Genomic DNA, 22358 nt, shown 5'->3' with positions numbered 1-22358 from the left:
TCGGCGATCTGGTACATGTGATCACATGAGCGATGTCATCAACCTGATCGGTAAGACGGTGATCGTCACGGGCGCGTCATCCGGTATCGGCGCGGCGACCGCGCGGGCGCTGTACGCCGCCGGGGCGTCTCCCGTCCTGGCCGCACGCCGGGCCGACCGGCTGGCCGGGTTGGGCGACGAGCTCGGCGGCGCGCTGGCCCTCCCCACCGACGTGACCGATCCCGCGCAGGTACGCGACCTGGTCGCCGCCACCCTCGACCGGCACGGGCGCGTCGACGGCCTGGTGAACAACGCCGGCGCCGCCGTCCACGGCCCGATCGCCGACGTCGACCTCACCGAGTACCGCCGGGTTCTCGACCTCAACGTGGCCGCCCTCGTCGGTGTCACCCAGGCCGTGCTGCCGGCCATGCGCGAACAGCGGTTCGGACGGATCGTGAACATCAGCTCGGGCACCACCCGCCGGGTGGCGACCGGCGCCGGCGCCTACGCGGCGACGAAGTCGGCCGTCAACATGATCAGCGCGGTGCTGCGCGAGGAGCTGGCCGGGGACGGGATCGCGGTGTCGCTGCTGCTGCCCTCCGTCACCGCGACGGAGTTCGGCAACGGTATCTTCCGGATCGGCGGCGCCACGCCCCGGCCCGGCATGGTGGTGCACCACCCGGACTACGTGGCCGCCGTGGTGCTGCGGCTGCTGCGCACCGGCGAGGACACCTTCGACATCCCGCACGGCCCCGAACGGCCCGAAATCGCCCGCGTGCCCGGGTGACACCGCGCCGCGTGCGTGGTCACGGCTTTCGCGCGACACCCGCGAGGACGATGTGGTCGACCCCGTCGGCCGGCGTGAGGTTCGGGCCGTCGGGCCACCAGTCACGCAGGATGGTCAGGCCGGGATCGACGAACTCCATGCCGGTGAAGAACCGCTCGATCTCCGCCCGGCTGCGGAAGCTGCCCGAGCCCATCGAACTGTTGTTGAACACCTCGGAGATGTACTGGGCGATCCGGCTGCCCTCGCTGCCGTCCGCGGGATCGTGCCAGTGCGTCAGGGCGAGGTAGGACCCGGACGGCAGGAGCTCGACGTACTCCCGCATGATCTCGTGCGGGTGCTGCTCGTCCGCGACGTGGTGGATCGTCGAGCACTGGATCAGCCCCAGCGGACGCGTCAGATCCAGAAAACCGCTGATCGCCGGGTCGCTCAGCAGCTCGCGGGGACGCGTGAGGTCGCCCACCACGAACCGGGTGTTCTGGTTCTCCTCCAGCAGGGCCCGTCCGTGGGAGCCGACGATCGGATCGATGTCGACGTACACCACGCGAGCGTCACGGTTGAGACGCTGCACCGCCTGGTGCGTGTTCTCCGCCGTCGGCAGCCCCGAGCCGCAGTCGAGGAACTGGTCGATGCCCGCCTTGGACAGGAAGCGCACGGCCCGGATCAGCCAGGCGCGATGGTCCTGCGCGAACCGCAGGGTCTGCGGAATCTGCTCGATGACCTGACCGGCGACCTCACGATCGACCTCGAAGTTGTCCTTACCGCCGAGGAACACGTCGTACACGCGGGCGATGCTCGCCTTCGTCGGGTCGACCGGAGTCTTTTGTTCCCGCGTCAATGGGTTCCCTCCGTACGGGATCGATCAATATCCATGACCAGTATGGCGCGCAAGATCACCGATTACCGGCGCTTCCGCTCATCGGGCGCGATGTCCGAATTCGAGGGTTAGCCGTCCTTGCCGCCATCGGCCGGTACCGGCGAGGCTGGGCTCGTGGCTCCCCCGGATCGTCTCGTCCTGCTCGTCGTCTACCCCGGTATCCAGATGCTCGACGCCGTCGGGCCGGCCGAGGTGTTCTCGCTCGCGACGATGGGCCTGCCCGGGCACGGCTACCGGCTGCTCGTGGCCTCGCCGGACGGCCGGTCGGTGCGCGCGGACTCGGGCCTGCGGCTGGAGGTGGACGCCGGGCTCGCCGACGTCGACGAACCGGTGGACACCCTGATCGTGGCGGGCGGGTTCGGTTTCGACACCGCGGCCACGCCGGAGCTCATCGACGCCATCGGCTCTCTGGCGCGCCGCGCCCGCCGGGTGTGCTCGGTGTGCAGCGGCGCGTTCCTGCTCGCGGCGGCGGGCCTGCTGGCCGGACGGTCCGCCACTACGCACTGGCTGGTGTGCGGCGAACTGGCCCGCAGGTATCCGGACGTCACCGTCGAACCCGACCGGATCTTCGTACGGGACGGGAACGTCTACACCTCCGCGGGGGTGACCGCCGGCATCGACCTCGCGCTCGCGCTGGTCGAGTCCGACCACGGCACGGAACCGGCCAGGAACGTCGCCCGCGCGCTGGTGGTCTTCCTGCAACGGCCCGGCGGGCAGTCCCAGTTCTCCGCGCGCCTGGACCACGGGGTCGCGGCCGGCTCGCCGCTGCGCCCGGTGCTCGACGCGATCACCGCCGACCCCGCCGCCGACCACAGCGTGCCGCGGCTGGCCGAGCGCGCGCACATGTCCGAACGCCACCTCGGACGGCTGTTCGGCGAGCAGACCGGCACCACCCCGGCGAGGTTCGTGGAGCGCGTACGCGTCGAGGCCGCCCGTGACCTGCTCGAACACTCCGCGCTCTCGGTGGAGGGCGTGTCGCGGCGCAGCGGGTTCCGCAGCGACGAGACCATGCGCCGCGCGTTCCTGCGCGTGCTCGGCGTGGCGCCCGGCGACTACCGCGACCGTTTCCGGTCCGCCCATCCCCTACAGGAGGCTCACTGATGCAGATCGCCATCGTGCTCTATCCCGGGGTCACCGCCCTGGACGCACTCGGCCCCCACGAGGTGTTCCATCTCATGCCGGACGCGGAGGTACGGTTCGTCGGCGCCGAGCCCGGACCGGTCGCGGCCGACAGCGGCGTGCTGTTCCTCGGCGTCACGCACTCCTACGCCGAGACGCCCGCGCCGGACATCGTGCTGGTGCCCGGATCGTCCGTCGCGACCGCCACCGCCATGGCCGACAAGGAGCTGACCGGCTGGCTGCGCCGGGTGCACGAGACGACCGCCTGGACGACCTCGGTCTGCTCCGGCGCGCTGATCCTCGCCGCGGCCGGCATCCTGGACGGGGTGCCGGCGACCACGCACTGGCTCGTACAGTCGACACTCGGCGCGCTGGGCGCCGAACCGCGACCGGACGAGCGGATCGTACGGTCGGGAAGGATCGTCACCTCGGCGGGCGTGTCCGCGGGCATCGACCTCGCGCTGTGGCTGGCCGGCGAGGTCCACGGCCGCGAGCGCGCCGAGATCATCCAGCTCACCATCGAGTACGACCCACGGCCGCCGTTCGACGCCGGCCATCCGAGCAAGGCCGCCGAGCGCGTACGCCGGAAGGCACGCGCGGAACTGCTGCGCGCGGGCGCCAACCCGCGCGAGGCGATCGCCATCCCCCAGGTGCTGTGGCGTCGGGCGATCGGCGCGTTCCGCGCGTGAGCGTCGTCAGCGGGCCTCTCTGCGGCCGCGCAGGAGCGAGGCCACCGCGGCCAGCGCCGCGAGGCCGGCCGACACGGCGAAGACCACCACCAGGCCGTGGTGGAACGGCGTCGCGATCAGGTGCGGGAAGAACTCCCGGCCGGTGAGCGTCTCGCGATTCCCGGAAGAGAGCGTCGGCAGGGTGCCGGTGGGCGCGAGCAGGGACTCGATCGGGTTCACGCCGAGGATCGCGGCGAACAGCGACGACACCGGGGGAAGCGAGCCGACCTGGTGGGCGACGCCGGCGGACACGCCGTACCGCTGAAGGCCGCCGGTCAGCGTGTGCGGCAGGCTGCCCGCCAGGCCCGCGATCATCAGGGAGAAGAACACCCCGATCGACAGTGACGTGCCGGAGTTCTGGAACGTCGAGCGCATGCCCGACGCCGCGCCGCGCTGACGGGCGGGCACGCTGCTCATGATGGCCGAGGAGTTCGGCGAGCTGAACATGCCCGTACCCACCCCGTTCGCGGCGATGAGCAGGGCGAACACCCAGTACGAGAAGTCGGCGGGCAGCAGCATCAGCCCGACGAAGCTCCCGCCGAACACCACCATCCCGGCGGTGGCGAACCCGCGGGCGCCGAAGCGGTCCGACAACAACCCCGAGATCGGCCCGGCCACCAGGAACCCGCCGGTCAGCGGCAGCAGGAAGATGCCGGCCCACAGGGGCGTGTCGCTGTAGTCGTAGCCGTGCAGGGGCAGCCAGATGCCCTGCAACCAGATGATCAGGACGAACTGCAGGCCGCCCTGCGCGAGGCGGGTCGCGAAGCTCGCCGCGTTGCCCGCCGTGAACGCCCGGATGCGCAGCAGCCCGATCTGGAACATCGGCTGCGCCACCTTGGTCTCCACCACGGCGAACACCACGAGGAGCAGCACGCCGCCGATCAGCGCGCCGTACACCGTGGGGTTCGTCCAGCCCATGGCGTGGTGGCCGTACGGGTGGATGCCCTCGGTGATGGCGACGAGCACCGCGCTCAGCCCGACGGCGAACGTGATGTTGCCCCACCAGTCGATGCGGCCGGGGTTGCGCTCGCCGTTGTCGCGGAGCCGGAGGTACGCCCACAGGGTGCCGAAGACGCCGACCGGGACGTTGACCCAGAAGACCGCGCGCCAGTCCCAGATCGCCAGCACTCCCCCGGCCACCAGGCCGATGAACTGCCCGGCCAGGCCCGCGACCTGGTTGATGCCGAGCGCGAAACCGCGCTGCCGCGAGGGGAACGCGTCGGTGAGGATCGCGGCGGAGTTGGCGGTGAGCATGGAGCCGCCGATCGCCTGGAGCATCCGCCAGCCGATCAGCCACAGCGCCCCGTGCCGCCCCTGGAACGGATCGAACGACAGCAGGACCGACGCGACGGTGAAGACGAGGAACCCGGCGTTGTAGATCTTCACCCGGCCGTACATGTCGCCGAGCCGCCCGACGGGGACGACGAAGACCGCCTGGACGAGCCGGTACCCCATGATCATCCAGAGCAGGTAACCGACGTTGGCGGGCGCGAGCGGGTTCAGGTGGATGCCGCGGAAGATCGCCGGCAGCGCGATGAGGACGATGGAGCCGTCGAGCACGGACATGAACACGGCGGCGGTCGTGTTGGCGAGCGCGACCCACTTGTACCGGTCCCCCGGTCGCTCGTCGTCGTCGCCGTCGAGCCGGTCGGGCTCGCCCGGCCGGGTGGTGGCCGCCATCAGATGCTCTGCGCGAGACGCTCGATCAGCGGCGCCGCCGCCATGAGGTGCCGCTGTTCTTCGGGGGTGAACTCACCGGCCAGGACCTGGGCGATCTGCCGAATCCGCGCGGTGCGTTTGTCGCGCAGCAGCGCCCGGCCCGCCTCGGTCACCGAGAGGACGACGCGCCGCCCGTCCTCGGGATCGGGCCGCCGGTCGACCAGACCCCGCGATTCGAGGGCGCCGAGCGTGGCACCCATCGACTGCGGACTGATCTGCTCGGCGCGGGCCATCGCACTCGCGGTGGTCGGCCCGGAACGGTCGAGCCGCGAGAGCGCGGCCGTCTCGGGGAGGGTGAGCTCTTCTTGGACCGGAACCTGCCGCATCCGCCTGCGGAACATGCTCATGCTCACGAGCAGCGCCGCGGCGACGTCCTCCATACCTGGATCATCAGTCATATTCATAAGGCTAGCCTGATAAGACTGGCCTTATCAACATGACGTGCGATTCGCGAGCGCGACTGTGCGCCGACCTCCGTGCCCCGGGCACGCCCGCGTTCGCGTCGGTCAAGGGCGGCAGTCCGCCATCAGCCGTTGGTAGTAGGCGGCGGGGGGGCCGCCTGTTTTCGGTCGGGTCGGCTGGACGAAGAGCATGACCTGTCCGGGGGCCCACGGGTCCGCGGTGTTCACGTACCAGTTGCCGGGGATCTTGTCGCGGCCCACGTCGTGACTCTGATTCCCCTCGTCGTAGCGGAAGATCGGCGCCGTCACGTTGTGCTTCTTCAGTGTCGCGAGTGCCTCCTCGACGGTGCGGCCTCGGATGTCGACGCAGTGCAGTGCCTCTCCGGGCGCGAACGCGCTGTTGGTGCTGTTGTACTGCTCGCCCGGTCGCGCGGCGCGGCCGAAGGCGATGGTCGCACTGCCGTGGAAGCCGATCGGGATCTTCATTCCGACCGGGCAGGAGCCGCCGCCGGAGAAGCACTTCCCCCTACCGTCGATCATCTTGAACCCGGGGGCGTCCTGCGACATGACCACGGTCCCGGCGACCGACGGCGAGGCGGGGACCATGAGGAGATTGATCTTCATCCCGTGCGCGGCGAACTCCTTCTTGTACCGCGCGGGGTCGGCGAGCGGGTCCTTGACCTTGACGACCAGGTACTTGCCCTGCGTCGAGAAGGTCAGCGCGGCCGGCTGCGCCTTCAGCGGACCGCTGGTCACCGGCCGGCGGGGGGAACCGGGCGATCCCGACGAGGTGGCGATGACGGCCACCGCCGCAGCACCGGCGGCGGCCACGGCCAGCGGCACACCGATGGTGAGAAGGCGACGTCGCCGCGCTGGAGCGTGTTCGACAGGGGTGTCCATGATGTGGTCGGCCAGATCGCTTCTGGATCGCGTGCTCACCATGGCGGCGGCCTCCTCATCGGTGATGGGCGAGAGCCGCCGGATCAGGTCGTCGTGGTTCATGCGTGTTCTCCCTTCGCGACACGCGCTCGTGGGGTGTGTTCGGCCGCCGCGCGGGATTGGAGTTCGCGGGCGAAGCGCTTGCGCGCCCGATGCAGCCGGATGCGTGCGGCGTTGCGTGAGCAGCCGAGCGCGGTCGCGATCTGCCCGGGATCCAAGTTCTCCCAGCCGACCAGCGAGAGCAGTTCCCGGTCATCGTCGGACAGCGCGCGGAACGCGGCCGCGACCTCGGTCAGGTCCTCGTCGTATTCGGCGGGCCGGTAGGAGGCGGCGAGTTCGGCTCCCAGGCGCTCGCTCAGCGCCGACCGGCGCCGTACGCCCCGGTAGTGGTTCGCCAGGACCCGCCGCGCGATCCCGTACAGCCAGGGCCGCGCCGCGTCACCCCGAGGCATGTCCTCAAGCCGCCGCCAGGCGGTCAGGAACGTCTCGGCCACGACGTCCGCGGCGTCGTGAGCACTGTCGGCGCGCCGCAGGACATACGCGACGACCGGGTCGTGGCAGGCCGCGTAGACCTGCTCGAAGGTTCGGCGTCTCTCGTCGGGGGGTTGCAAGCCCTCTCCTCTCGCTCACGCGCTGGTGCGGTCGTTCGTCCTACGCCCCCTACGTGTCCGCACGAGCCAGAGCATTTCGCACGAAATTCTGGCGCCGGTGCGGACACCTACGTCTCCGGGGCCGCCAGACGGGCGTCCCCGATGAGAGGAGATGCCTTGCCAGGCAGAAGAATCGCCGTCGTCCTGGGAGCCGTGGCCATGCTGGCGGCCGGTACCGCCCAGCAGGGCCACGCCGTACCGAAGCAGCCGGTCCCCCCGCAGAACGGGCGCCCTCAAAGCTTCGCGAAGCCACACCTCGTCGGTAAGCCCATGCGCCGCGCGAAGCCGCTCAGCACGCGCTCGTTCGCCGCCACGGCCCCCAAGGTGACCATCGACGTACTCGACCGGAACGGGGCGCCGCCGGCCACCGCCGACGCCGACTCGGTACTCTTCATCCCGCTCGACGGCGGTGACTGGCTGAGCGCTGACCTGCAGAACGGCCACGCCGAGGGCGCGCTGCCCGCCGGGCGGTACGCGGTGTCGGCTTACGTGAATACCACCGACGGGAACGGGGCGACCTCCACCACGCTCATCTACCTGTCAAAGGTCTCCATCACCGGCGACACGTCACTGACGCTGGACGCACGGAAGGCACGCCCGATTCATGCCGCCGTGGACCGCTCGGACGCCCGTACGGTCGGCATCGACGCCCTCCTCACCCAAAAACTCGGCGACACCGTCGAGACCGTCGCCGTGCTGGACGGCCCGGACAACTACATCACTCCGACCGGAGACGACTCGCAACTCACCTTCTGGCTCCAGGCACAGCTCACCGAGAACGGCGCGGACACCAGCCCGTACCTGTACGCGATCGCTGCCACACGCGACGGCATCCCGGCCGATCCCAGCCTCAACGTCCGCACCCGGGACCTCGCGGCGGTGCGGATCGCGTACTCCGGTGAGGGCGGAGCGGCCTGCGTCGGGACGTCTGCGGGCGTCGACTGGGGTACCGGGCTGAGCGTCGAGGGATGGGCCGGCCAAGAACCGCTGCCCGCCAGCCGCACCGAATACATCACCCCCGGGGTGAACTGGCTGCGTGCGGAGTACGTCACCGGCACGGACTGCGGGTTCGGCTTCGACGACACCGACGTACGGAACCGCACCGAGCGGTATCCGAGCGCCGGACCGTACGCCCGGCAGTGGAGCGCGGCGCCCGCCGGCCCGGCGGCCGGTTGGATCCACTGGCAGACCGGCCAGGAGCCGGCCCTGGTGATGCGGATGCTGTCCTCCCAGAACGCGCAGAGCTCGATCGCGCCGTACGCGCACATGACCGGCACCTCGACCCTGCGGGACGCGAACGGCGAGATCGTGGCCACCAGCGATCAGCCCGGCAGCGCGAACGACTGGACACACCCGGCATCCGGGAAGTACACGCTCACCGTGGACGCGGACCGCGCTGCGCCCTGGTCGGACCTTGCCACCCGGCAGCACATCGTCTGGGACCTCACCGTGGACGACGCCGCGCAGGTGACCTTGCCCGTGCTGCGCTACAGCACGACGCTCGACGCGAACAGCCACGGCCGCGCGGGCGAGGACCAGACGATCACCGTGACCCCCGACGGGACGGACGGAACCCCGGCCCTGCAGGTCTCGACCGACGATGGCAAGACCTGGACGAGCACGGCCCTGCGCAAGAGCGGGAGCGGCTGGACCGCACAGGTCCACAACCCGGCGTCCGGATACGTGTCGCTACGCGGAACCATCGCAGGCGTCGTCGACCAGACGGTCATCAGGGCTTACGGCATCGGCTAGATCCCGGCGGCCATCACGTCAGCGCGGACCGGGATGACGTGATGGCCCGGTCGATGCCGGACGAGGTCTTTCGCTTCGCCATCGAGATACGCGAGGTCGACGTCCACCTGATGGGACGACGGTTGTACGAGACGATGCTGTACTGGGAGATCGCCGCGTGGCGGACAAGAGCGGGTACCGCTTCGACCGAACCCTGCCGCCGCTGCCGCCCGGCTTTCCCCGTAAGGGCCAGCGGCACGTACGGCGCGGGGGCGCCCGGCACTCCTCAGTCGCGGTCCGGCGCGGTGAACGTGTCCTCCGCGGTGCGGGCGAACCGCTCCGCGAGATCCTCCGCCCATCCGCGCCACTCGACCAGCGACTCCGCCACGCGGGCCACGGTCTCCTCGGCGCCGGCGATGGAGTCGAGCGCGCAGCACCAGCTCCGTACCGGGCCGCCGCCCAGGTCAGCGCCCAGGGGGCCAGCCGGTAGTCCATGCCACGATCGCGGGCGTCCCCGCGACGGACTTTCAGCCGAGCGCGGCCACGAGGAAGTCGATGGAGCGGCGGATCTCGGGGATCTCCTCGACCGGGGGCACGTTGAGGTGGCCGTGGGGCATTCCCCGGGCGAGCATCGTGGTCACGGGGACGCCGCGCTCCCGGAGCTGACGGGCGAACAGCTCACCGGACGCGCGCAATTCGTCGATCTCGCTCAGCACGATGTGGGTCGGCGGCAGCCCGTCGACGACGCCGTTGCCGGGCATGGCGTGAGCCGGGATGTCCGACACGCGCCCCACGTAGCCGTGGGTCAGGGTCAGCACGGTCTCGGCGGTGAACCGCATCCGGCCGGGCAGGGCGACGAGGTCGGCGGTGAGGTCGTCGGGCGACGCGGGCACCGGGAAGTGCAGGAACGGGTAGACGAGCAGGAGATCGGCGGGGACGGCCCCGGCCTCGTCACGGGCTCGGGCGGCGGCTCCCGCGGCGAGGTTCGCACCGGCGCTGCACCCGCCGATCGCCAGCCGCCCGGGGTCGGTGCCGAGTTCGGCGGTGGCGTCCGTGAACCATCGCCAGGAGGCGTGGACGTCGTCGAGCGGCACCGGATAACGGCTGTTCTCGGCGGCGAGCCGGTATTCGACGGAGGCGACGACCACGCCGGGACCGGCGGCGAGCTCGGCCGCCACGGCGTGCGCCTCCGGCATGTCCAGGTCGCCCCGGGCCCAGCCGCCTCCGTGCAGCCAGAGCAGCCCGCGGCGAGCGGACCCGGCGCCGATCGGACGGTAGAGGCGGATGCGGATCGGGCCCCGCGGACCCTCGATGGTCCGCTCCTCGATCTTCACCTCGGGCATGCGGTACCGGGCCGTCAGGTCCCGGAGGGCCTCGCCGAGGGACACCTCGTCCGTGACCGAGCCGAGTCTCGCGGCGATGACGGGGTCGATGGGCACGGGCTTCCCCCTACCTGCCGAAGGCTGCGTGAACGACTGCGGCGACACCGACGTGGGACCATCGCCATCGCCGCACTAATCATCGTCGGCCAGGCAGAGCAGGGTGATCTGCGCGTTCCGCTTGTCGACGATGACGAAGGTGTTGTTCGCGGGAATGTATCTGTCGAAGAAGCCGGCCCAGGCTCGCTCCGTGTGATGGATCAGGAATTCGTCGTAGCGGTCCTCGATGATGGCGTGGACGAAATCACCGGCCATGCGCTTGGCCTCGACGGGTGAGCCATGAAACTTCTCGTAGCAGCCGCCGGCGTACAGCAGTGCCGCCAGGATCCCGTCCAGGGCGAAAGAGTTTCCGGGCAGCCATTCGCAACCCAAGGACTTCTTGCCCAGCCGATGCGGCGCACCCAGCTCCGGCAGCGCGGTCCGGACCGCCTCTGAGGTCAGGAAGTGCTCGAAGAACCCGTACTCTTCCAGGCGGTTATGGCTGGCGAACCACTGGGCCACCTCGTCGTCGTCGACCGCCCGGAACGATGCGAAGAGCGCGCCGCCGTTCGCGAACAGCCGGCGCGACTCGGCGAGCATCGCATCGATCGCGGGATGTTCGAGCGCGACCTGTTCGAATCTCAGGCCTTCCCTGGAACGCACGATCGCGTGCTTGTCGGGGAGATTCGCTTTCCAGTCGATCTCGAGCCAGCGATCGGTCACCACCGGACCCTATCCGAGGGCCGACTGAGACCCACGCCCGGAAAGAGAGGCCCGCGTGGCTCATCTCCGATCCCCCAGACGTACGGCCGTCGTGGCGCTCCTCGCCGCGGCGCTGCCGTTCGTGACCGCGGCGGCCAGGACCGCGCCGGAGTTCGACGAACAGGTGCTGTTCGCCCAGCACACCGACGGCTACTACTGCTGCTTCCGCATCCCCGCCATCGTTCGCGCGAACGACGGCACCCTGCTCGCCTTCGCCGAAGGCCGCGTCAACGACTGCGCCGACTCCGGCGACATCGACGTGGTGCTCAAGCGCTCCACCGACGACGGACGCACCTGGGGACCCCTCCAGGTCGTCCTGCCCGGCAACGGCGACACCCGCGACAACCCGGCCCCCGTCGTGGACCGGCGCACCGGCCGGATCGTGCTGATGACGTCCTACAACCCGGTGAGCGACGTCACCAAGCGGCGCCCGTTCACGCAGTACAGCGATGACGACGGCGCCACCTGGTCCGCGCCGCGTGACGTGACCGACGAGGTCGTCAAGCCGCTGTGGAACTCCTGGTACGCCACCGGTCCCGGGCATGGCACCCAGTTGCAGCACGGGCCGCACAAGGGACGCCTCATCGTCCCGGCCAACCACGAGGGCGACGGCGGGGCGCTCAAGGGCGGCCCGCAGGGTGGCAATCTCAACTACAGCGACGACGGCGGGCTCACCTGGAAGATCGGTGCGGACGACACTCGTACGACCAACGACGTCAGCCCCGGCGAGCTGAGCACCACCGAACTCGCCGACGGCCGGATCTACGTCAACGCCCGCGACAACACCGGCACCGACCCCGGCAACCGCAACACCACCACCAGCAGCGACGGCGGCCTGACCTTCGACGCACCGTTCCACACCCTGCCGAAACTCGACGCCCCCAAGGTGCAGGGCTCGGTGCTGCGCGCCGGAAACACGATCTACCTGTCCGTCCCGGACCATCCCGTCACCCGCGAGATCATGGCCATCCGCACCTCATCCGACGACGGCCAGAACTTCCAGCAGATCGGCAAGGTCATCTACTGGGGCCCGTCCGCCTACTCCGACCTGGTCGACCTGGGTAGCGATCGCCTCGGCCTGCTGTACGAAGCGGGCCAGACCGGCCCGTACGAGCAGATCCGTTTCGCCCGGTTCAACACCGCCTACCTCGCCACCCCAAACGGCACTCCCCCAGGCCTGCCCAAACCACCCGCACCCGGCCCGACAACGCCCGACCTGTCCGGACACGGCAACAACGGTTACGTCCGCGGCGAGATGACGTCGCCGAGCGAGTTCGACGGCGTCGACGACTACGTGCAGGTGCCGTGGAACCAGTCCCTCGACCTGGGGGCCGGCGACTTCACCTGGTCGGCGCGGATCCGCTACGCCGACACCACCGGGACCCACACGATCCTGTGGGCGTACCGGGTCGGCAGCGGCGCACCGCAGATCTGGCTGCGGGCCGAACCGCAGAGCAAGCACATCCGCGGCGTGATCGCGACCGAGAACGGCCAGGCCGTGGTCGACTCGACGCAGCCGTACAACGACGGGCAGTGGCACGAGGTCGTCCTGCGCCGTACCGGCGGCAACCTCACCCTCAGCGTCGACGGCCAGACCACCTCCGTGCCCGACCCCGGCGGATCGGTCACCCTGGGCAAACAGTTCACCATCGACGGCATCGACATCGGCCAGCGCCTCGACGGCGCCTACCGGTTCCATGGCTCCATCTCCGACATACGGGTCTACGACCGCGCCGTGCCCGACGACCAGATCGCCACCGCCCGCCACGGCCTGCGGCTCCGGCTGCCCCTCAACACGATCGTTCCGCAGCGGTGACCGGGCCCCGAATCACCCGAGGAAACGGCGTCGGAGACGAACGCCGGCTTCCGGAACTGGAGAGACACCGATGAACAACGCGCGCAGATTGAGCCGCTTCGCGATCGCCGGGGTGCTCGCCGCCGCGGTCGCCGTACCGGCCACGATGGCCACCGGCTCGGCTGACGTCCGCCACGACGGCCCGCCACCGACCGACATCGCCGTCCGCTCGGACCAGGCCGTCTACCGCATCCCCGCCATCGCCGTCACGCGGCGCGGCACGATCCTGCTCACCTACGACCGCCGCAACGGGTCGGCCAATGATCTGCCGAACGACATCGACACGATGCTGGTTCGCAGCACCGACGGCGGCGCCACGTGGAGCGCGCCCCGGGCCCTCGTCGACTATCCCGGTCCCCAGGGCTGCGGCGACAGCAGCATGATCGTGGAGCGCCGCACCGGAAGGATCTTCCTCTTCTGCAACTACAGCGCCGGCAAGGTCGGCTTCCCCACCGGACAGCCCGGCACCAACGACACGACCGACCCGAACACCCTTCACCTCCAGATCCGGCACAGCGACGACGACGGCCTCACCTGGAGCGCCCCGACCGACCTGAACCCGCAGGTCAAAGCCCTTGAGTGGCATGCCTACTTCGCCTCCTCCGGCCACGGCGTCCAGACCAGCACCGGCCGGCTCATCCAGCCGATCAACGTGCTCGCCGCGGACGGTCTGACCCACTCCGCCGACATCTACTCCGACGACGCGGGCACGACCTGGCACGCCGGCGCACTGATCGCCGCCAACACCGACGAGAGCAAGGCCGTCGAGCTGCCCGACGGCACGATCGTGCAGAACAGCCGGCCGAGCGTCGGCGGCTACCGCTTCGTCTCCACCTCCGGCGACGGCGGCCGGACCTTCGGCCCGGTGGCGGCGGCACCCCAGCTCATCGACCCGCACGTCAACGGCGACGTGATCCGGGTCGCCCCGGAGGGCGCACACCGCGACTGGCTGCTGTTCCTCAACCCGGCGAGCCAACTGGCCCGCGAGAATCTGACCCTGCGGCTGAGCTGCGACGGCGGCACGACCTGGCCGATCACGAAACTGATCAACGCGGGCCCGTCCGGCTACCCCGCGATGGCCATGGTCGGCAAGGACCGGGTCGGCGTCTTCTACGAGAACGGCACCACGTCCTCGTACACGAAACTGACCTTCGCGACGTACCGGCTCGGCGACCTCGGCGCACACTGCTGACCGACACCACACCGGCCTCGCCGGGCCCGCCCCCGAAGCGCGCCCGGCGAGCGCCTCGCCGGACCGCGTCGCCGTGGTCGCGCAAACCCTTCCTTAATCCGCCGCGTGGCATACTCCCTCCCCCGAGAAATCCACCGAGGGGAGTAAGGCGTGACATTGCACAAAGGTGACGGGGGCGGGCAGCGGCCGGTGCAGGTGAACCCGCTGATCGGCCAGGCGAACCCGGCCTCCGGCCTTGACGCGGTCCTGCCACGGCACCGGCTGCCGGACGGCCCGATGCCTCCGTCAACGGCGTACCAGCTCATCCACGACGAGCTGATGCTGGACGGGAACTCACGCCTGAACCTGGCCACGTTCGTGACCACGTGGATGGAGTCGGAGGCCACGGCCCTCATGGCCGAGAGCGCCGACAAGAACATCGTCGACAAGGACGAGTATCCCCGGACGGCCGAGCTGGAGCATCGGTGCATCGCGATGCTGGCCGAGCTGTGGAACGCGCCGGAGCCCGACGCCGCCGTCGGCTGCTCCACCACCGGGTCCAGCGAGGCGTGCATGCTGGCCGGGATGGCGCTCAAGCGCCGGTGGATGCGCCGCAACGCCGAACGCTACGCCGCGGGGGCGCGGCCGAACCTGGTCATGGGCACGAACGTCCAGGTGTGCTGGGAGAAGTTCTGCAACTTCTGGGAGGTGGAGGCGCGCCTGGCGCCGATGGAGGGCGACCGGTTCCACCTGGAGGCGGAGCAGGCCGTGGAGCTGTGCGACGAGAACACCATCGGCGTCGTCGCCGTCCTGGGTTCGACGATGGACGGCAGCTACGAACCGGTGGCCGAGATCTGCGCCGCGCTCGACGCGCTGGAGGAGCGCACCGGCCTGCACGTGCCCGTCCACGTGGACGGTGCGTCCGGCGGCATGATCGCCCCGTTCCTCGATCCGGAGCTGGAGTGGGACTTCCGGATCCCGCGCGTCGCCTCGATCAACACCTCTGGTCACAAGTACGGGCTGGTGTACCCCGGCGTCGGCTGGGCGCTGTGGCGGAACCAGGAGGCGCTGCCCGAGGAGCTGGTGGAGCGCGTCAACTACCTGGGCGGCGACATGCCGACGTTCGCGCTGAACTTCTCCCGGCCCGGAGCACAGGTCATCGCGCAGTACTACAAGTTCCTGCGGCTCGGCTACGAGGGCTTCCGCGCCGTCCAGCAGTGCTGCCGGGACGTCGCGACGCACCTGGCCGGACGGATCGAGGCGATGGGCTGTTTCCGGCTCCTGACGCGCGGCGACCAGCTGCCGGTGCTCGCCTTCACCACCACCGATGACGTGACCGAGTTCGACGTCTTCGACGTGTCGCGGCGGCTACGGGAGTTCGGCTGGCTGGTACCCGCCTACACGTTCCCGGCGAACCGCCAGGACCTCGCGGTGCTGCGGATCGTGTGCCGCAACGGGTTCTCGCTCGACCTGGCCGACCGCCTGATCGATGACCTGCAGAACCTGCTGCCGTGGCTGCGCAAACAGCCGGGTCCGATGATCGGCCCGGAGGACGCTCCGAGCTTCCACCACTGACGCCGCTCGCCGGGGGCGCTCTCCACGCGTCTCAGCAGCCGAGGAGGCGGGTGGCGAGGAAGGCCTCAACCTGGTCGAGGGCGATGCGCTCCTGGGCCATCGAGTCGCGCTCGCGTACGGTCACGGCGTTGTCGTCGAGGGTGTCGAAGTCGACGGTCACGCAGTACGGCGTGCCGATCTCGTCCTGGCGGCGGTAGCGGCGGCCGATCGCGCCCGCGTCGTCGAACTCGACGTTCCAGTTGCGGCGGAGCTGGGCGGCCAGGTCACGCGCCTTCGGCGACAGGTCGGCGTTGCGCGACAGCGGCAGCACCGCGACCTTGACCGGCGCGAGGCGGTGGTCCAGGCGCATGACCACGCGCTTTTCCATCTTGCCCTTGGCGTTCGGCGCCTCGTCCTCGCTGTAGGCGTCCATCATGAACGTCAGCACGCACCGGTCGACGCCGGCCGCCGGCTCGATCACCCACGGGACGTACCGTTCGTTCTTCTCCTGGTCGAAGTAGGACAGGTCCTGACCGGAGTGCTTGCCGTGGGTGGACAGGTCGTAGTCGGTGCGGTTCGCGACGCCCTCCAGCTCGCCCCACTCGCTGCCCGGGAAGTCGAAGCGGTACTCCACGTCCACGGTGCGCTTGGCGTAGTGGGCGAGCTTCTCCTTCGGGTGCTCGTACAGCCGGAGGTTCTCCTTGTTGATGCCCAGGTCGACGTACCACTGGAAGCGGGTGTCGATCCAGTACTGGTGCCATTCCTCGTCGCTGCCCGGCTCGACGAAGAACTCCATCTCCATCTGCTCGAACTCGCGCGTACGGAAGATGAAGTTGCCCGGCGTGATCTCGTTGCGGAACGACTTGCCGATCTGGCCGATGCCGAACGGCGGCTTGCGCCGCGCGGCCTGCTGCACCAGCGAGTAGTTGATGAAGATGCCCTGCGCCGTCTCGGGCCGCAGGTACGCCAGGCCGGACTCGTCCTGGACCGGGCCGAGATAGGTCTTGAGCAGCCCGCTGAACTCCCGGGGCTCGGTGAACGCGCCACGCGTGCCGCAGTCGGGGCAGACGAGGTCGGCCAGGCCGTTCTCCGGAGCCTTGCCGTGCTTGGCCTCGTACGCCTCGACGAGGTGGTCGGCGCGGTGCCGCTTGTGACACGACTGACACTCGGTCAGCGGGTCGGTGAACTCGCGTACGTGGCCGCTGGACTCCCACACCTCGCGTCCGAGGATCACGCAGGAGTCGAGCCCGACGACGTCGTCACGGCCCTGCACCATCGACTTCCACCACTGGCGCTTGACGTTGTTCTTCAGCTCGACGCCGAGCGGCCCGTAGTCCCAGGACGCCCGCAGCCCGCCGTAGATCTCGCTGGAGGGAAAGACCAGACCCCGGCGCTTGCTGAGGTTGACGATCGTCTCCATCACATCGGAACGACGGGCCATGAGTGATCTCCATCCGGCTGGCGGTCGGCGGTTTTCCGCACAATACGACGTATGGCGCCCGACCTCACCGACCTGCGGTGACGGCCTCGGCGCCCAGGATCAGCTTAGGACACCACCGGTGATGCCACGCCCCGAAACGCCACGTGACGTCACTGGAGTGTCACACGCACCAGCACCGCGGCCTCCGCGCTCACTTCGCCGCCTTCCCTCAGCTGTGGGTGGTCAGGAACACTGCCTCGATGCCTTCAGTCGTCATGTCAGCTCTCCTTGTCCGACGGTCGCTGCCGGTGGATCCTCAGCCTGCGACCGGCCGAGCGTGACGGAGGAATCGACGGGCGCCGACTACTACATCGCCGACACCGAAAACGGCGACCACGTCGACGATCCGTCCGAAGATTCCTTGTTCATGCTGTTCACAGAACTGAACACCGTCGACCAGGAAGCCACCTGGTACGCCTCGGTGTCCCTCCTCGACGACGGGACCTATGAGGTCGAATACCGCGACGCCCGGCGACGCGAGCACGAACTCAGCGTTCAGACCGACCGCGGTCAGATCGCCCGTCACCTCACCATCTGGCTGGCCCGCCGCCACTTCCGCGGGCCCTAGTCGAGGTGGCGTAGCCCCGGCCAGACCAGTCGTCATGTCGTTACAGGTAGATCGCCGCGTGCCGGGCGGTCTCCTCGTTCACGACGCCGCCGGGCATGGTGATGGGCGCGATCTCCCGTACATCGGACCAGGTCCGGCGCAGGTAGGCGGCGTCGAACTCACCCACGCACAGTACGGTCTCCGGGGTCGTCCCCGAGGGCGGGCCCCACAGCATGTGGCCGTTGTGCCCGCTGGACACCGGCACCCGCAGGCCCGCACGCGGGCCGAGCATGGTCGCGAGGTGTTCACCTCCACGCGTTGGCACCGGCCGCCCGGCGAGGAGAGCCACGTCTGCCGGGCCTCCTCGGGGTGGGCGGCGACGCGGCCGTTCGCCTCGCGGCGATCAGCCGAGGGCGCAGGGCGGGCCGAGAGCGGAGCAGGGGGCCGGTCTGCCGGGCCGTCCGCGTTCCTCATCGGGATCTACGTGTCGTCCTTGGTCGTGGCGGACTTCCTGCCACGGCGCCTGCGGCGGCGTGGCAGACCGGCGACGGCCTTCTCCGGCGGTCCGGGGTCCGGCTCCCGGGGGGACTCCGGCGGCGGGCCGTCGTCCGGCGCTTCGATCCGTGGTTCGTCGGCCAGGATGTCCTCCAGCCGTACCGCGCCGTCCTGGGTTCCGGCACGGCCGGACACCGGCGGGTCGATGGTGACCAGGCCGTCCTTCAGCAGGATCGCCAGGTCGGACAGGACGGAGTAGAGCCCGCGGCCGAGGCTGAAGGCGATGTCGCGTGTCGACACGCGGCCGTTGACCGTCGCGAGGATCGCCTCGCGGCTCGGAGCGAGGGCCGGGCTCCGCTCGGCCTCCACGGGAGCGGGCCGGCTGTGGATCGACAGGCCGAACGCCTGCCAGCCCGCGGCCGCCTCCAGCCGGCGATGGGTCTCCCGTACGACGCGGTCGGTCTCCAGGCCGGGGTCGGCGGGCAGCAGCGGCGGCAGGTCATCGGGTGCCGCCTGTTCGGCCGTGCAGGAGGTGACCCCGCCCAGCGCGATCGCGAAGATCGCGTCGAAGACGGCGGTCTGGGTCAGCACCTCGACGGCCGCCGCGCCCAGCAGCCCGCGGGCGATCAGTTCGTCCGCCAGCCGGCCGTACGGGGCGGCCTCGGTGAACACGGTGCTCCAGTCGGCCTCCGAGACACGGCCGGACCGCAGGATCAGCGACTCGATCCCCGGCGCGACCGGGGTGGAGGCCGCGAGGACCATGCCGTCCCGCATGGTCACCTCGCCACTCTGGCCGCCGAGGAAACGGAGGGTTCCGGAGAACAGTTCCCGGCCGCGACGTGTGAGAGCCGTGGAGAGGATCCCTGACCTGGGAGAAGACGCCGCAGCGCCTCCGTGCGGCTCGGCGGGCGATACAAGCTCAGTCACATCGGCCATCCATCGGGAACAGGAGTTCAAGGGATGTTTCGGGAACAACCGGTGGCAGTCATCATGCCAGATTCGCCACCGAAATCCGCCCGTCCGACCATGACAATCCGGTCAGCCGAAAACTACTTCCGAACAAAACCGCATGTCAGGTGCTGTGTCAAACATGCCCAGTCGTACGAAATGCCCGACATGTCGCTATCAGGAGCTGTACGTTGCTCCTTCCGGTACAAAAGCCCGCCGAGCGGGTGTCACGGACGTTGATTCGTTCAAGGGGAACGTTCGGACGGGCGGTTCACGGGGTGGGAGGCTCGATGAATATCGAAACAGCGCTCAAGGAAGCCATGACGATCGACGGCGCCCTCGGCGTCGCACTCGTCGACTACGAGAGCGGAATGACGCTCGGCATCAGCGGCGGTGGCCGCGACCTCGACCTTGAGGTCGCCGCCGCGGGCAACACCGAGGTCGTCCGCGCCAAGGCCCGTACGCTCGAGGCCCTGGGCATCAAGGACTCCATCGAGGACATCCTGATCACGCTCGACCGGCAGTACCACGTGATCCGGCTGCTCAGCCGGGGTGGCAGCCAGTTGTTCTTCTACCTGGCCCTGGACCGTGAGCGTGCCAACCTGGCGCTCGCCCGGCACGGCCTGCGGCGCATCGAAGGCGAGGTCAGCATCTAACGCCTGTCTCGGGCCCCGCCGCCCTGGCGGGACGGCGGGGCTCCGAGACAGGCCCGGGGCACCGGCGCGTCTGGCCGAACCGGCCACCGCGGCTCGGCGGCATCGGGGGAGGTCGCCACACTGGTGACACGACGTCTTCCCGCGATGTCCGCGCACTGTGCGTCCAGGGCGGCAAAGCCGCTCTCGACAAGCGTCACGAAGGACAGGGGATGAACCAAGAATCGGTGCTCAGTGAGCTGTACGCCCTGCGTGAGCAGGTCGTCGGGGTGAGGGATAGCGCGGTCGCGTCGGTGGACGGCATGCTCATCGCGTCCGACACCGACAAGGTCCGCCCGGACGTACTCGCCGCCCTCGCGGCGGCGGCGCTCGGGCTGGGCAAGAGCACCAGCAACGAGGTCGGTATGGGCGAACTCCGTGAGGTCGTCACCCGCTGCCAGAGCGGTCACATCGTCGTGTACGCGATCCGCGACCGCAGCCTGCTCGTCGTCCTCGGCGACGAGGGGCTCGACATCGTCCGCCTCCACCTCCAGTCACGCCCGGCCGTCAGCCGGCTCGCCGACATCCTCGGCTGAGCCGGCGCCGAACCCGGTCCGTACCGGCGAGATCCCGCCCGTACGGACCGGCTCCGCTCGTACGGACCCGCTCCGTTCGTACGGACCGGCTCCGTTCGTACAGACCCGCTCCACCCGTACGGACCCGCTCCACCCGTACGGACCCGCTCCACCCGTACGGACCCGCTCCACCCGTACGGACCCGCTCTGTTCGTACGGACCAACTCCGTTCGTACAGACCCGCTCCGTTCGTACAGACCGGCTCCGCCCGCACGGACCGGCTCCGCCCGCGCCGGCCGAGGCCGTCAGGTGTCCTGCCGGGCGCGGTGCCGTTCGTCGCCACCGTCGAACGCGGTGCAGGGGTTCGGGATGCGCTCGTCGGCGGGCGGCTCCGGGGTGAGGCCGTCCTGCCAGGCCACCTCACCAAGGGTCGACCGGACATACTCCACGGTGCGGAGATGATTCGGATCGCCGACCGGGTCAGGGAGCGGCGCGCGAAGATCAGCCCGCTCGAGGTCGTTCGTGGATCGTCCCCGAGTCGGGAACGGCGCGGTCGAGTGCCCGTTGCGGTACGGACGGCAGACCGGCCGACTGTGGCACGCGACAGCGGAGGCCACACGCGAGGTCGCCGGCGACCGCCACCTCCTCGACGTCCCGCTGGGCCGGGAAGCTAGCGCGCGTTTTGTGGATCTTGGTTGATCCACAGGATGAGGCTGGCGATGGTGACGGCGGCCCGGTAGTGAGCGGCGAGTTTTTCATAGCGGGTGGCGAGTCCACGGAAGCGTTTGAGCTGGTTGAAGCGGCGTTCGACGACGTTGCGGCGCCGGTAGATCTCACGGTCGAAGCCGCAGCGACGCCATCGGTGCCGGGCACGGGCGGCAAGCCGGTCACGACGTTCAGGAATGGTGTGGGCGATCCGGCGGCGTCGCAGGTAGAGACGGATTTTGTTCGTCGAACAGCCCATGTCCGCGATGACACGCAACGGCCGGACACGCGGCCGCCCCACGTGAGTACGGGGAATGCGGATCGCTTCGATGACCTCGATCAGACGGGTGCAATCGTTGATATTGCCGCCCGTGATCACGAACGACAGCGGCAGGCCGCGTCCATCACAGGCCAGATGGATCTTGGTGGTCAGCCCGCCCCGGGATCGTCCGAGCGCCCGGTCCGTTTGGTGACCTTGCTGCCCGTTTCGTCCCGGCGGTGTCCCCTTTTTGCGGGCGCCGGCGGCATGCTGATGAGCGCGCACGATGGTGGAGTCCACGCACGCCCGCTCATGTCCAATCGGCTCCCGTGCGGATCTTCCACGCGATCCCGCCACCGCCCACCCCGAGGCGGATGAGCAGGCAACAACGGCTCGATCCGCACCCAAGCGGCATCACTCAACCCATGACGACGCACGATGACACGCCATCAACCCACACTCACCACCCAAGATCCACAAAACACGACCTAGTCGAGGTGGCGTAGCCCCGGCCAGATCTGCGCCCAGTCGCCATGTGGTCGCCGACAGGTAGATCGCCGCGTGCCGGGCGGTCTCCTCGTTCACGACGCCGCCGGGCATGGTGATGGGCGCGATCTCCCGCACGTCGGACCAGGTCCGGCGCAGGTAGGCGGCGTCGAACTCGCCCACGCACAGTACGGTCTCCGGGGTCGTCCCCGAGGGCGGGCCCCACAGCATGTAGCCGTTGTGCCCGCTGGACACCGGCACCCGCAGGCCCGCATGCGGGCCGAGGATGGTCAGCGCCCCGGCCTCGCCGTAGTTGCTGGTGAAGATGCCGGAGCCGGGCGGCAGGGTGTCGGCCGCCGCCGTGACCTGGCGGACGAAGGCGGGCCAGCCGTAGGTCTCCAGCAGTTGGGGGCTGATCGAGCGGAGCGCGTTGTCCGTGCGCAGCGGTAGCACGGGCAGGCCGATCAGCAGCGCGAACGCCCCGGACACGGTGATCGCGGCCGGCCACCGCCAGCGGCCCCGGTGCGGCCGGTCCGCGGCCCGG

Annotated in this window: 22 protein-coding genes and 1 pseudogene; 10 read left to right on the top strand and 13 right to left on the bottom strand. The window is 69.9% G+C overall.

The features are described from left to right. Positions 1 to 25 precede the first annotated feature (25 nt). Positions 26 to 766 carry an SDR family oxidoreductase gene (locus tag ACFFNX_RS10595; protein WP_378198704.1) on the top strand — a complete coding sequence of 247 codons (741 nt, stop codon included), beginning with the start codon at positions 26 to 28 and terminating at the stop codon, positions 764 to 766. Positions 767 to 785: 19 nt separating this feature from the next. Here the strand turns inward: ACFFNX_RS10595 and ACFFNX_RS10590 are convergent, their stop codons facing one another. Then, the gene (locus ACFFNX_RS10590; RefSeq protein WP_378198701.1) at positions 786 to 1601 is read right to left on the bottom strand and encodes an SAM-dependent methyltransferase; all 816 of its coding nucleotides are present in this window, start codon (positions 1599 to 1601) and stop codon (positions 786 to 788) included. A 204-nt stretch (positions 1602 to 1805) separates the two neighbouring features. Between ACFFNX_RS10590 and ACFFNX_RS10585 the strand changes: the two genes are divergently transcribed. Next, positions 1806 to 2741 carry a GlxA family transcriptional regulator gene (locus ACFFNX_RS10585; protein WP_446678510.1) on the top strand — a complete coding sequence of 312 codons (936 nt, stop codon included), beginning with the start codon at positions 1806 to 1808 and terminating at the stop codon, positions 2739 to 2741. Next, positions 2741 to 3448, top strand: a complete 708-nt coding sequence (locus ACFFNX_RS10580; protein ID WP_378198695.1) for a DJ-1/PfpI family protein — start codon at positions 2741 to 2743, stop codon at positions 3446 to 3448. Before ACFFNX_RS10585 ends, ACFFNX_RS10580 begins: the two co-directional genes overlap by 1 nt. A gap of 6 nt (positions 3449 to 3454) precedes the next feature. On the opposite strand, the gene ACFFNX_RS10575 is transcribed toward ACFFNX_RS10580, so the two are convergent. The 4 genes from ACFFNX_RS10575 to ACFFNX_RS10560 all read right to left on the bottom strand — a co-directional run bounded on the left by ACFFNX_RS10575 (position 3455) and on the right by ACFFNX_RS10560 (position 7157). Then, on the bottom strand, positions 3455 to 5167 hold the full coding sequence (locus ACFFNX_RS10575) for an MFS transporter (RefSeq protein WP_378198692.1): 1713 nt from the start codon (positions 5165 to 5167) through the stop codon (positions 3455 to 3457). After that, the gene (locus tag ACFFNX_RS10570; RefSeq protein WP_378198689.1) at positions 5167 to 5604 is read right to left on the bottom strand and encodes a MarR family winged helix-turn-helix transcriptional regulator; all 438 of its coding nucleotides are present in this window, start codon (positions 5602 to 5604) and stop codon (positions 5167 to 5169) included. Before ACFFNX_RS10570 ends, ACFFNX_RS10575 begins: the two co-directional genes overlap by 1 nt. A gap of 108 nt (positions 5605 to 5712) precedes the next feature. Next, positions 5713 to 6609, bottom strand: coding sequence for a hypothetical protein (locus ACFFNX_RS10565; protein WP_378198686.1), 897 nt, complete (start codon positions 6607 to 6609; stop codon positions 5713 to 5715). Next, positions 6606 to 7157, bottom strand: a complete 552-nt coding sequence (locus tag ACFFNX_RS10560; protein WP_378198684.1) for an RNA polymerase sigma factor — start codon at positions 7155 to 7157, stop codon at positions 6606 to 6608. The genes ACFFNX_RS10565 and ACFFNX_RS10560 overlap by 4 nt, the downstream gene beginning before the upstream one ends. A gap of 156 nt (positions 7158 to 7313) precedes the next feature. Between ACFFNX_RS10560 and ACFFNX_RS10555 the strand changes: the two genes are divergently transcribed. Continuing rightward, positions 7314 to 8948 (top strand): hypothetical protein, encoded by a 1635-nt coding sequence (locus ACFFNX_RS10555; RefSeq protein WP_378198681.1) that lies wholly within the window; start codon positions 7314 to 7316, stop codon positions 8946 to 8948. A 506-nt stretch (positions 8949 to 9454) separates the two neighbouring features. Here ACFFNX_RS10555 and ACFFNX_RS10550 read toward each other — a convergent pair. Together ACFFNX_RS10550 and ACFFNX_RS10545 are read right to left on the bottom strand one after the other, a co-directional pair. Next, positions 9455 to 10366, bottom strand: coding sequence for an alpha/beta hydrolase (locus ACFFNX_RS10550; RefSeq protein ID WP_378198677.1), 912 nt, complete (start codon positions 10364 to 10366; stop codon positions 9455 to 9457). Between the two features lie 75 nt (positions 10367 to 10441). Continuing rightward, positions 10442 to 11068, bottom strand: a complete 627-nt coding sequence (locus ACFFNX_RS10545; protein WP_378198674.1) for a hypothetical protein — start codon at positions 11066 to 11068, stop codon at positions 10442 to 10444. A 55-nt stretch (positions 11069 to 11123) separates the two neighbouring features. Between ACFFNX_RS10545 and ACFFNX_RS10540 the strand changes: the two genes are divergently transcribed. The 3 genes from ACFFNX_RS10540 (at position 11124) to gad (ending at position 15708) form a co-directional block, all read left to right on the top strand. Then, positions 11124 to 12923, top strand: coding sequence for an exo-alpha-sialidase (locus ACFFNX_RS10540; RefSeq protein WP_378198671.1), 1800 nt, complete (start codon positions 11124 to 11126; stop codon positions 12921 to 12923). 70 nt (positions 12924 to 12993) lie between these two features. After that, positions 12994 to 14154, top strand: a complete 1161-nt coding sequence (locus ACFFNX_RS10535) for a sialidase family protein (RefSeq protein ID WP_378198668.1) — start codon at positions 12994 to 12996, stop codon at positions 14152 to 14154. A 150-nt stretch (positions 14155 to 14304) separates the two neighbouring features. Further along, entirely contained in the window at positions 14305 to 15708 is a 1404-nt protein-coding gene (gad, locus tag ACFFNX_RS10530; protein WP_378198665.1) for a glutamate decarboxylase, read from the top strand. 31 nt (positions 15709 to 15739) lie between these two features. Here the strand turns inward: gad and ACFFNX_RS10525 are convergent, their stop codons facing one another. Beyond that, entirely contained in the window at positions 15740 to 17128 is a 1389-nt protein-coding gene (locus ACFFNX_RS10525) for a glycine--tRNA ligase (RefSeq protein WP_378198662.1), read from the bottom strand. 316 nt (positions 17129 to 17444) lie between these two features. Here ACFFNX_RS10525 and ACFFNX_RS10520 point away from each other — a divergent pair, with 316 nt between their 5' ends. Continuing rightward, entirely contained in the window at positions 17445 to 17735 is a 291-nt protein-coding gene (locus ACFFNX_RS10520) for a hypothetical protein (RefSeq protein WP_378198659.1), read from the top strand. Positions 17736 to 17775: 40 nt separating this feature from the next. On the opposite strand, the gene ACFFNX_RS10515 is transcribed toward ACFFNX_RS10520, so the two are convergent. Then, positions 17776 to 18006: a hypothetical protein gene (locus ACFFNX_RS10515; RefSeq protein ID WP_378198656.1), complete on the bottom strand. Its 231-nt coding sequence runs from the start codon at positions 18004 to 18006 to the stop codon at positions 17776 to 17778. A gap of 188 nt (positions 18007 to 18194) precedes the next feature. After that, positions 18195 to 18989, bottom strand: coding sequence for a hypothetical protein (locus ACFFNX_RS10510; RefSeq protein ID WP_378198653.1), 795 nt, complete (start codon positions 18987 to 18989; stop codon positions 18195 to 18197). Between the two features lie 458 nt (positions 18990 to 19447). Here ACFFNX_RS10510 and ACFFNX_RS10505 point away from each other — a divergent pair, with 458 nt between their 5' ends. After that, a complete protein-coding gene (locus ACFFNX_RS10505) occupies positions 19448 to 19813 on the top strand; it encodes a hypothetical protein (RefSeq protein WP_378198650.1) in 366 nt (121 codons plus the stop codon). A gap of 209 nt (positions 19814 to 20022) precedes the next feature. Next, the gene (locus ACFFNX_RS10500) at positions 20023 to 20385 is read left to right on the top strand and encodes a roadblock/LC7 domain-containing protein (protein WP_378198647.1); all 363 of its coding nucleotides are present in this window, start codon (positions 20023 to 20025) and stop codon (positions 20383 to 20385) included. Positions 20386 to 20669: 284 nt separating this feature from the next. On the opposite strand, the gene ACFFNX_RS10495 is transcribed toward ACFFNX_RS10500, so the two are convergent. The 3 genes and pseudogenes from ACFFNX_RS10495 to ACFFNX_RS10485 all read right to left on the bottom strand — a co-directional run. Continuing rightward, a complete protein-coding gene (locus ACFFNX_RS10495; RefSeq protein WP_378198644.1) occupies positions 20670 to 20813 on the bottom strand; it encodes a hypothetical protein in 144 nt (47 codons plus the stop codon). Between the two features lie 221 nt (positions 20814 to 21034). After that, positions 21035 to 21768 (bottom strand): annotated as a pseudogene (locus tag ACFFNX_RS10490) (IS5 family transposase). Continuing rightward, positions 21743 to 22358 (bottom strand): hypothetical protein (locus ACFFNX_RS10485; protein WP_378198641.1); only part of this gene is annotated, 616 nt, incomplete at its 5' end. The pseudogene ACFFNX_RS10490 and the gene ACFFNX_RS10485, both read right to left, overlap by 26 nt.

The sequence above is a fragment of the Actinoallomurus acaciae genome, assembly GCF_042429965.1.
In the GTDB taxonomy this organism is placed as follows: Bacteria; Actinomycetota; Actinomycetes; order Streptosporangiales; family Streptosporangiaceae; genus Actinoallomurus; species Actinoallomurus acaciae.
Note: the sequence above shows the minus strand (reverse complement) of the source record. Positions and strands in the feature narration are given on the sequence as shown.

What these genes read in the sequence shown, in the direction of transcription:
- ACFFNX_RS10515 (WP_378198656.1), bottom strand. Translation starts at nt 18,006, where the DNA reads ATGCTCGGCCCGCGTGCGGGCCTGCGGGTGCCGGTGTCCAGCGGGCAC.
- ACFFNX_RS10535 (WP_378198668.1), top strand. Translation starts at nt 12,994, where the DNA reads ATGAACAACGCGCGCAGATTGAGCCGCTTCGCGATCGCCGGGGTGCTC.
- ACFFNX_RS10575 (WP_378198692.1), bottom strand. Translation starts at nt 5,167, where the DNA reads ATGGCGGCCACCACCCGGCCGGGCGAGCCCGACCGGCTCGACGGCGAC.
- ACFFNX_RS10525 (WP_378198662.1), bottom strand. Translation starts at nt 17,128, where the DNA reads ATGGCCCGTCGTTCCGATGTGATGGAGACGATCGTCAACCTCAGCAAG.
- ACFFNX_RS10505 (WP_378198650.1), top strand. Translation starts at nt 19,448, where the DNA reads ATGAATATCGAAACAGCGCTCAAGGAAGCCATGACGATCGACGGCGCC.
- ACFFNX_RS10585 (WP_446678510.1), top strand. Translation starts at nt 1,806, where the DNA reads ATGCTCGACGCCGTCGGGCCGGCCGAGGTGTTCTCGCTCGCGACGATG.
- ACFFNX_RS10595 (WP_378198704.1), top strand. Translation starts at nt 26, where the DNA reads ATGAGCGATGTCATCAACCTGATCGGTAAGACGGTGATCGTCACGGGC.
- ACFFNX_RS10565 (WP_378198686.1), bottom strand. Translation starts at nt 6,609, where the DNA reads ATGAACCACGACGACCTGATCCGGCGGCTCTCGCCCATCACCGATGAG.
- ACFFNX_RS10580 (WP_378198695.1), top strand. Translation starts at nt 2,741, where the DNA reads ATGCAGATCGCCATCGTGCTCTATCCCGGGGTCACCGCCCTGGACGCA.
- ACFFNX_RS10570 (WP_378198689.1), bottom strand. Translation starts at nt 5,604, where the DNA reads ATGACTGATGATCCAGGTATGGAGGACGTCGCCGCGGCGCTGCTCGTG.
- ACFFNX_RS10500 (WP_378198647.1), top strand. Translation starts at nt 20,023, where the DNA reads ATGAACCAAGAATCGGTGCTCAGTGAGCTGTACGCCCTGCGTGAGCAG.